The organism is Nostoc flagelliforme FACHB-838, assembly GCF_014698065.1.
GTDB lineage: Bacteria > Cyanobacteriota > Cyanobacteriia > Cyanobacteriales > Nostocaceae > Nostoc > Nostoc flagelliforme_B.
Genome location: NZ_JACJSI010000225.1, coordinates 1 through 9,610 on the forward strand (window position 1 = coordinate 1; position 9,610 = coordinate 9,610).

Genomic DNA, 9,610 nt, shown 5'->3' on the forward strand with positions numbered 1-9,610 from the left:
GGGGCTAGATGGATTAAATCTTACCCTAGCCTGGATAGTGGCACTTTGTTTCTAACTTGACTGCTGATCAGGTAAGTCCGCTTGTCAATAGGGTTTGAGACGCGCTAACCCTGGGTAAATATTCCGCATTAATCACTAATTTTACAATGAAAAATGCTGCACAATATAAAAAAGTAGTAGATGAAATTGATAAAGAATTTAAATTCTGGATTTGGCATTTTGGAGATTATGAAGATAGTACAATTTCATTTTCTTAATATTAGGAAATTTAAATATATTACTACTGTGATTCTAAGCAGAATTTGACTTGATTTTGGTCATCTGTCTGACTTGACCGCCTGATACACAATATTACGATTGCACGTCTTGATAACAGAGCGCGAAGTAAGTGATACAACTGCTGAAAGCACAGAGCGCGAAGTAAGTGATACAACTGCTGAAAGCGCTGTTGGTGCCCAAATGTGGTTCCAGGTTGTCCAGTTTTTTAGTAGCTAGCTCCTCCAGGTATTACACCTCAGACCTTGCACCCTAGTACCGCAAGGCGTAATTTAAAATTCAAAATTCAAAATTCAAGATTAATACATGGTATGCATTTCATTGATCTGGAATGGGTGGTTTATTTATGCCGTCCTGTACTAGTTTTGGTTAACATAGAAATTCCCCTGACATTGCACACATTGTATGCCCAAGACTTGGAACATCAAAATAGATAACTATTTTCAAGCCAACCCCAATTGCATTATCGCCACAGCCCATGTAGACAGCTTCCCAACAGACCTCCCCCTAGAACCGAATATTCGGGAAGCAAACCGCAAAAGCTCAACCTACAGACAAATCTTCGACTCGCTGACGACCGAACCCGTAAAATTCTTCTCTCGCCACAGTGGAATCGTTCTGTCAGCCAATAAAGTTAAGCCCAACAGAAACAAAACCGAGCTAGAACTAGAGATTTTGGAAGCTAACGAGGGCGGTAGCGATGGGATTATCAACGGGGGACATACAGTTTTAGCTTTTGAGCAAGCGAAAAATTACAAATATGATTTAACCGAAGCTAGGGTAAAAGTTACGATCCACATCGGATTGACTGAAGAATCAGCTAAGGACATAGCCCTAGCTTCAAATACGACAACGCCAGTAGATTCTCGCTCCAAAGTTAACGCCAGAGGTGATTACAAATTCATCAAGCAGTATTTAGTCCAGTTAGAGAGAGCAGAAGATAGAAAATTTCGCATCGCCTATTACCAAAACCAAAGCGGCGCTCCCAGAAACGCTCAGTGCAATGTCACCCATTTGCTCAAGCTCCTTTACTGCCTCGATAGAAATAAATACAATCCCGACGGTAATAAACGAACCAAACACCCAGCAGGGATGAGTCTTCCAAGTAACATCACAGATGCAGAAAGAGAACGGTTAACCGCTTTACTGCCTCTGCTAACTCATGCTCTGTGGATAGAACAAAGGCTGTATGAAATTATCCAAGACCATATCAGCAACCCCAGAAGAAAAGGTTCTAACGATTTAGCATCAATTGATATACGTAAAACTACATTGTTGCCTGACAGCAAGTATTCATTTGGGTTTGGTGCGCCAACTGACCTCGCGCTACCGATAATTGCATCCTATCGGGTATTTTTGGATAAGGACTATAAATGGATACTGCCGTTTAACGAATTCGCTGAAGATTTTCTCCAACACTTGTGGATGAACTATTTCCGCAAATACTTGGTATCGGAGAAAACAGCAGGGAATACAGTCGGTACAAAAATCAGCCGCAATCAAGAGATTTGGGAAAGCTTGTATATCTCAGCGCAGAGTTATCTAAATCAGCACTTGGTGAAAATGGTTAACTTCAGTAAGGTAGAGTCAGAATCCAAGGTGACACAAGGTATAAACAAGAGGGGAAAAGGTAAAAATGATGGTGCAATTACTGTTCTCAAATAGCTTTTTATCGTTCGACTGATTCGCTGTAAACCCTGCGGCATAGCTACGCTTAGGCGCAGCCTAAGAAGAGAAGTTGCGCTCACGGCGAAGCCTTTCCCCCTTGCCCCAAACCTCCTTGATAAGAGCGCATCTACTTTCCAGGCAAGAGATAATAGCACAAGCTTTTTATTTAGAGATTTTGGTCTAACCAAGTTTCTAAATCAGTGAGGGATGAAAAATCTAAAAAGGCTTCTCCTAAAGTCTCCAATTGGTCAGTAGATAAACCTCGAATTCGCTCAAGTACTGAAGAGTCAATCTCACCAAAACGATGATTTAGTTGACGTATAATTAAACGTTCTTCACCTTGCTTAATTCCCTCTACTTGTCCTTCCTGTCTAGCTTGTTCTCGGTCTTGCTGATAAAGTGGTGCTAATCGCATAACTAACTCCCTGTCATCTGATTCTTCAGTTTGAGACATTACCAAGTTCTGCTGTAAATTGTACAGTAATTCTAGCGTGGCTCTACGAAACGGGTGATTAGATGATAGCGCTTCTAATTCATCAATAGCCTGCCTTTGTACTTTCCCTCGACCGAGAATTCTTAACCACAAAGTTTCTTGAGTACGTGGCAGTTGATGAATTACAACGATAGCTGTTCGCAAATACTCCCCCATTAAGTATACTCCAGACACCCAATTAGATGCTTGGATTGCACTAAAACCTGAAAGTATTCTCACAGATACGGTTGGAGAAAGTATCCACAATTTCGGAATTTCTAATTCTTTAATAGAGATTTTATTGCGGTTAGCTTCGCGTTGTAAAGCACCTCTTACTTCCAATAGTTTCAGCAAACAATCACAGATTTCCTCCTCAGAGGCAGGATTGCGAAATGGTTCAAAAATAGCAGATGTAGCTGCAAATTTCCCCAGAATTCCTAGCATCTCTAAATTATTAGCTTGTTGAGCAGGAGAAAATAAAACATCAATTTCTCTAATCTCACCAGCTACACGGCTAGAAGCTTTTACTTTTCCATAAGGTTTTAGTAACTCTTCCAAATAGTCTTTAGCAAATTGGTCATGAATAAATCGAGTCATTTAAATTACTATGAAAGTTATTTATTCTAATTAATATTTTATCTCTTTTAAGAGTAGCTTTTAAAAATGCAAACGCTCCAATTTTACATTTTTCCCTATTTAATACTGAAAATGTTAACAATACCTATTCTACAGGCTTATCAGCTAAGAAAGTCTTTTTTTGACTGATTAAATTAACATTAATGTTATATCTTTGAATGATTTACTCCGTATTAGTTTGCTTAAGCTCCGGCGATTGTTGCCAGAGCTAGAAGATTCATTTTAGCTTTTGATAGTCTTGAAAAAAGCGGTTCAAATCACCTAAAAGTTGACAAAACAAACTTTTGTTTTCATAAGTGCCAGTAGCATTCTCCCAAGAATCGCAAATTCTTGGGCTAGTAATCGGCAAAATCAAAACAAATAGAGCCGCAATTAGAGGCATAATTAATATAAGGTTTCGGACATCAGTGATTAAATGACCAACTTCGCTCAGAACAGGTAATTCGTACTGGTGACGATGTGTAATTAGTGCATCTTTGGTTTTCTGAGGTTGAGTTTTTTGCTCCTTTTCTAAATTGAGATTGGGCTGGATATCTATCTCAAGAACGTTCTTCCTGACTACTTCAATTGCCGTCACTAAATCATCTATAGGTTGTCCATTCCTAGCACGAGTGACAAGTATTGCTTCCAGAATTATTAATCTTGACTTGGAAGTTAATAGTATAGGCATCTGTTGATTAGCTTCATTGATGAAATCCTGTTGTTCTTTCAGAAGCTTACTAGTTTGCATATTGTGTAGCCACTGTTTTTGAACTAGTAGTTCGCGTTCTGATAGTTTGAAGCTTTGAGAGAGACTGTTAATAAAGTTAACAACACTCGTTGTTAACTTTTCTAAAGGGCTTGAGGCTGCTGATGGGGAGTTGCTTTGATTGTTGTCTTGCATAGGTTTACCGAGTTTGAAAGATTTGATAAGTAAGGTATCAAGAAGTAGCGACTAACCGAGTAATTCGCTTTTCCAGGGCGAAATTGAAACTGGAAATTGATTTATTCAGGGTTACAAGTCCCATTATTCAATTATGAAAAAAACAAAATATGTGGTAGTTTGCCAAGTCACGAAAGCGAACTACTAAACTCTTCTTAAGAATTAAGTATGGGCATAGGCAACCATTCTCCATCGTGGTAAACGGCTCGTTTTAGAGGAGATTGTTGAGCGATCGCTCCTATAGCCTCGATACTCAATTTACAGTTTTTAGGAAAACAATTTGTACCCAAAATATGGTTATAAAAAGGCAAACTCTGCCCATGCATAATTAAAATCAGATTGAGCATGGCTTTAAATCTACTGCTAATTCCAATGTTCTCGATAGTCATAGTTGTCCCAATTAACCAAATATAAATACCATTCGCATCCCCCAAGCACAAATAATTGATAATTTTATTAGCAAGCCAAATTCTATTGCTTTTATTGAGAGCAAAGAAGTGAAAAATTAATGTGCTTTCTGATAACACCAATAATTTTTTACCCTCAATAGACTCAAACTCAGCAAAACAATGCTGTATCCACGACACTAACTGATACACATCCTCTTCAGCCGCAATAGTAGTAGAGTTTTGAGTTCGCAAGAAATCAGCACAAGCATAGTAATGGCTTTCTTTAGGATCTCCTTTGAAGTCGATCACATAAACAGTAAGAGAAGGTTGCTGTTGTTTAAGTGTTTTAATAGCGTGGCTTGCTAAAAAATCTTTACCAGAACAGGGCGCACCGACAATCAAGGTATGTCGTAGTAGTGACAAAAAATTAAGAACTGATTGCATATTTTTCTCCAAATTTTAATTTTGATTGCTATTGCAGCCACCGAATTTGTACTTAAGATGTGAATTCTGAAGCAATCTTTCGATTCCTAAGCGGATTAAATCTGGTGGAACTCCGTCTAGTTTCAACTCGCTTTGAATAAACTCATCAATGGAATTGGCTTTCGTCTTCTCTAAAAGTGCCAACATCTGTTGAGCTTGGGTTGTTGGTGTGGTTGACTCCTTAGTTTCGGCTTGAGAGGTTTGCTTATTACTTGGTGCAGAGTCAATAAAGTTTTTGGTATCCCGGTCATAACCAGAGAAATTCTTTAACAGAGGCATTGGTATCCATTCATTGATGCCGCCGTAATAAACTGCTCGACCGACTGGTGATTGTGCAGCAATCTCCATGACTTGGGTTGAAGTAATCTTGCGATCGCTGGGGATGAGTTGAGTGGCAATCATGGCATTGTAAGCTGGGACGTTATCAGGATGAACCAATGCCACAGAGGTTAACTGCGATCGCAGTCCGCCAGAAATGCCCAAGTCATCAGTGTGAGGATTTTGCACGACAATCCAGAAATGCCAACCGGAACTATCACCGCAAGAACAGTAAGAGATGATTTTGTCCTTGAGCCAACCAATCTCACCCTTGGTATTTTTAAATTTGGAACAGACGGCCGTTCCTTCATCTAAAATAATCAGCTTGGAGCCAGAGATATTTTGAAATTCGGTAAAGCATTCTTTGACCCATAAGACTGCTTCGACCGGAGACATTTCTAGGATTTTAGCCCGTTTAAAAGTATCAACACGACCTTTGAAATAACCCGTTTCTTTCTCGTCACCTTTGGGGTCAATATAAAAGATGTGTATGTCAGGATGCAGTCGCTTAATAGCATCGATTGCATTGCTAATGGTGATGCCCTTGCCAGAACCAGGGACACCAACCCATAGCATATTGGTAACTTTTTTAGCAATGTGAGCGATTAGGTCATACTGCACTTGGGGTTTAGTGGTGTAGGTGGAGATTTCGGTATTGACTGGAGAAGAAGAAGCAGGGGAGCTCTTAGCTGGGGGCAGAGGGGAAAGATTCTCTCCCATGCACCCCGCACCCTGCTCCTTGTCCTCTTCAAACCTTGCTCCCACAGCATGATTTGGTAATTGAGCAAATCGAGCTTGTGGGATACCAAGGTTTTGTGGTTGTATGGCCTCTTGAATAACTGTTACTTGTTGGTAGTTAACTCGTGGATCAATTGTCACTTGCGCTAAATGCCCAGACAATTGCTCACGGGTGGGAAACTGCCCACGTAGCTGAATAAACCAATCAAGTAACCAACGTAAGCATAAAATCTTTTCCCTGGCTCAACGGCGCTCAAGTATTCACACACCACATGAGATGATTGCTTGAGCATGGCAAACTCATACTTAGACATTGGCTCCAGATGCAGCATCAAGTCAGCCAGTTCATTTTTGTTCGCAAAGTATTCGTCCCTGGCAACACTATCTCCCATTGCCGAGAGGAACTCAAAAAAGCCACCACGTATAAAAGGGATTGGTGCAAATTGATAAGTATCGTTTAAGTCCTGAACAATTGACCATAAATAACCAACACCAGCTACGACAGCACCGATGGGAGCAAGAGGAGAGGTAGCATAACAAACTGCACCAGTAAGAGCGGTGGCCAGTGTGATGAACTTCGCCAGATTCATGCCATTACGCTCGTCCCTGGCGCGAACTAACAACTGATCCTGTCGTTCCTGTAACCAAGAGGCGGCATTCCCAGCTTCCAAATACTCAATGCTGGGGTAATCGTCACGTAAAAGTGCCGTTTCTTTTGTACCAAGCATTGGTATTTGTTCCATGTCTTCTCCTTTTATTTAGTAAGTTTCCAAATGCTGTAACCAATCTCGCCTGCCATCATTGAGGCTACGTTGTAAGCAAAAGGTCAATTACGGGAATCTTGATACAGTGGCGAATTCTTACAAGCGTTTTTGAATCTATACTTCCACCGCCATTGCCTGTGTTCAATGCGTCCAATACAAAAACCAGTTGAGTCATACACAAAAACTGTCTCATCTTCTAAATAACCTGTAGTGTCGGGTCTAGGGTTACGTTTTTTTGAATCTAGATAGTTCCTGATTCGTAACTTACTGAATGAGGGCGTAACTCCAAGAGAGTTAATTTTGTCGGCGGTTTCTGCCCTTTGCTCGGCTTTAATGCGTTCTAATTCTTCAGACTCTCGAATAGTAATGCCGTGAGAGTAAGTCTTAAATTGGGCTGGCAGTTGCGATAACCAAGGACTTGCGATTAACCCCATGCCCAATAACCCCAACATCGCTTGCTTTTGGTATTTCATAAGCACTCACCCGGAATATTTTACGGTTGTTGCCCGTCGATAGTTTGTGTTGTCTGGGGTGGCGGTGCATTAATAATACGTATGTAAACAGATAGCCCAATACAAACTAGAAAAAAAATGACTGACAATCCGAAAAGATTCTGCTCGAAGAACTTGCGCCATTTTAAATTGATGACTGAGTTTGTTTGCTCAACAAAGAGCGTGTCAAATTTTTCAAGTCCTGAATTGTTGTTGGTAGCTTCGACTTTTTTTCGGGTGTTGGTACTCCTAGTTCTTGTAAGAATGCTTCCGGGTCAAAACCAGGGGTAGCAGTAGTAGTGAGGGTTTGAACTTGTTGCTTAATCTCATCCCCAGTCTTTAACCCGTACTCTTGGGTAATTTGTTGCCTGATTTCGGGATTTTTGGCCAACTGATAAATAAACGCTATTTCATCAAAGCCTTGCTCTGTCCTTCGCTGCAATGAGCGAACATCAAGCTCGCTGGTTATTTCATCGAATAACTCTTGCTCAAATTGATGAACTGCCAATGCTTGAGCAACAGTCTTGCCTGCCACAATGTCCAAGAATGCTTTAAACGTTTCCCGGCTGACTCCAGCAAGATGTAATTGCTCACTTACACTTTCTATGGCAGCCGTTTGTATATTTGCCAAATTGCTCCCACCTTCTAACAGCTTCGATTTGTCGAGGGTTGCTTGCGCTAGATTGAACAACTTTTCTAAGCGATCGCTGATTTCTACAGGAAATTCTTCTGCATTTGGATCAACTGTTGGATCTGACTGAGCCAGTTGTTCTAATCCAGCAATAATTTGCTCTGGCTTGTAGTTAGCACTCAATAATTCAAATAATTCTGCACGGGTGAATATGCTATTCGACATGATGTATTTCTCCTAAGCCGTATGATGTAAATCTAAGTTGTTCTTGTTCAAAGTTGCTGCGAGTATATTCACCTTTGTTAGCTTCAATAATGGCCTCAACAAGGGGCTTTTTATCAATGCCTTGAACAATGTCAGAAAACAATTCGCCAATCTTTCCTACTACCCATACTTGATACGTTGTCATTAATGGCGCACGTAGTCTCTTTTCTTGAGCAAAAGCTTTCATTCTTAAGAGTATTAATCTATACTCTGGAACAAGTTGAGCTACTTCTGTCCACCGTTCTAATGTACGGGGGCAGATGCCTAAAATTTTAGTTGCTTTGGCTTTTGACATCGGTAAAAGCAAGAAATTGACTCCCGATTGGCTTGGTTTTTGATGAAAAAGTTGTTCTCTCCATTGTGACTTCATGAACTTAGTCAAATCCGTGTCAATAGTCTCAAAAAGATAGTCAATATCCGTGTCAATCTCTGTATCAATCTCTGTATCAAGACCATTGTCAATATCTGTATCAATATTGATGTCCATGACAAACAACTATTGACTATCTATTGACCTTGCTTTTTTATAATAAAAAAACCACGTCGAAGCGGGTAGTGTCTGTGTGACCTTTTTGAATTTAAAAAGCGCTTAAATATAAATCTAATAAACCAAAATGATTTAAGACAGATTCTTTTGGTTGTTGATAACGACTGCTATGCTCGTCAGCTAACCAGTGCTTAAGAGTTTCTGGTGGATAGTCGCTTAGTTCATGAATCTCGGACACCGATAATCCGTGCTTCAATTTAAATTCTTTAGGATGAATCCGTTTCACTTTCAATAAGTGTTTGTTTGACATAATGCAATTACTTATAAAATCTTTCATCCAATGCGTTTTGATGCAGTGATACCGAAGGCACAATTTTTATACCTTCGGTAAAAAGCAAGCAGACCATGAAACTCTGTTCGACCTCAAACGCCGTAGCATCAAGGTTTTGAGACATGCGAATGATTTAGACGAGGCTCAAAACCCTAGTAATCCCGTCAAAATAGCTGTCTCATGGTCTGCTTAATCCCCTGCTCTGACTGATTTCGCGCCTCTATGAGAAAGAAAATTCATTTTTTTGAATTTTGCAGAGAACTCCGGTTTTTGGTTCCTTTACTTAAAGTAGGTTTTTTCATCTGCTTTATGGCTATTTTGAAGTCTGACTTTGTTTGATCAACACCGAGCGTAAGTACTGCCGACAGGCTACCTCTCCCCGATAAATCAGAATCCGCAGCGCCTGTATTTCCTGCATTGGAGAAACACAGATTTCGGCAATCGCAGCAATCAAATTCTGTTGCTTCTGCACGTAATCTTGATGCTGCTGCTCCAACACAGCAATTTTGGAGTTTAACTGCTGTATCTGCCGTAATGCTTGCGTCAGAGACGATTCTTTATTTTGAGAGCGATTATCCAGAGTGAATGTCATTTTTTTGCTCTTTATTTAAATAGTTGATGAGTTTCCCAATCCGGGCATTGACTACCCTCGCAGCCGTGAGGATGAATAGCGCAATTGAGTGTTACACCGCCATAACTCGACCCGTGATAGTACCTGCAACAAGAGCAGGGAAAGGAAA

Annotated in this window: 9 protein-coding genes and 1 pseudogene; 1 reads left to right on the forward strand and 9 read right to left on the reverse strand. The window is 40.3% G+C overall.

The window, feature by feature from the left end; genetic code table 11:
- Positions 1-681 precede the first annotated feature (681 nt).
- On the forward strand, positions 682-1,941 hold the full coding sequence (locus H6G97_RS38250; RefSeq protein WP_190945896.1) for an AIPR family protein: 1,260 nt from the start codon (positions 682-684) through the stop codon (positions 1,939-1,941).
- Positions 1,942-2,110: 169 nt separating this feature from the next.
- Here H6G97_RS38250 and H6G97_RS38255 read toward each other — a convergent pair whose 3' ends face one another.
- From H6G97_RS38255 to H6G97_RS38295, 9 genes and pseudogenes are all read right to left on the reverse strand, one after another.
- Positions 2,111-3,013 carry a DUF4351 domain-containing protein gene (locus tag H6G97_RS38255; protein WP_190945897.1) on the reverse strand — a complete coding sequence of 301 codons (903 nt, stop codon included), beginning with the start codon at positions 3,011-3,013 and terminating at the stop codon, positions 2,111-2,113.
- Positions 3,014-3,269: 256 nt separating this feature from the next.
- Positions 3,270-3,935 (reverse strand): hypothetical protein, encoded by a 666-nt coding sequence (locus tag H6G97_RS38260; protein ID WP_190945898.1) that lies wholly within the window; start codon positions 3,933-3,935, stop codon positions 3,270-3,272.
- 194 nt (positions 3,936-4,129) lie between these two features.
- Positions 4,130-4,807 (reverse strand): hypothetical protein, encoded by a 678-nt coding sequence (locus H6G97_RS38265; RefSeq protein ID WP_190945899.1) that lies wholly within the window; start codon positions 4,805-4,807, stop codon positions 4,130-4,132.
- Between the two features lie 15 nt (positions 4,808-4,822).
- Positions 4,823-6,645 (reverse strand): annotated as a pseudogene (locus H6G97_RS38270) (hypothetical protein).
- An 83-nt stretch (positions 6,646-6,728) separates the two neighbouring features.
- Positions 6,729-7,139 (reverse strand): hypothetical protein, encoded by a 411-nt coding sequence (locus H6G97_RS38275; protein ID WP_190945900.1) that lies wholly within the window; start codon positions 7,137-7,139, stop codon positions 6,729-6,731.
- Positions 7,140-7,302: 163 nt separating this feature from the next.
- The gene (locus H6G97_RS38280; RefSeq protein ID WP_190945901.1) at positions 7,303-8,013 is read right to left on the reverse strand and encodes a hypothetical protein; all 711 of its coding nucleotides are present in this window, start codon (positions 8,011-8,013) and stop codon (positions 7,303-7,305) included.
- On the reverse strand, positions 8,003-8,539 hold the full coding sequence (locus H6G97_RS38285) for a hypothetical protein (RefSeq protein WP_242055842.1): 537 nt from the start codon (positions 8,537-8,539) through the stop codon (positions 8,003-8,005). The genes H6G97_RS38280 and H6G97_RS38285 overlap by 11 nt, the downstream gene beginning before the upstream one ends.
- 91 nt (positions 8,540-8,630) lie before the next feature.
- Positions 8,631-8,849, reverse strand: coding sequence for a hypothetical protein (locus H6G97_RS38290; protein ID WP_100903457.1), 219 nt, complete (start codon positions 8,847-8,849; stop codon positions 8,631-8,633).
- A gap of 334 nt (positions 8,850-9,183) precedes the next feature.
- Positions 9,184-9,462 (reverse strand): hypothetical protein, encoded by a 279-nt coding sequence (locus tag H6G97_RS38295; RefSeq protein WP_190945902.1) that lies wholly within the window; start codon positions 9,460-9,462, stop codon positions 9,184-9,186.
- Positions 9,463-9,610: the final 148 nt, after the last annotated feature.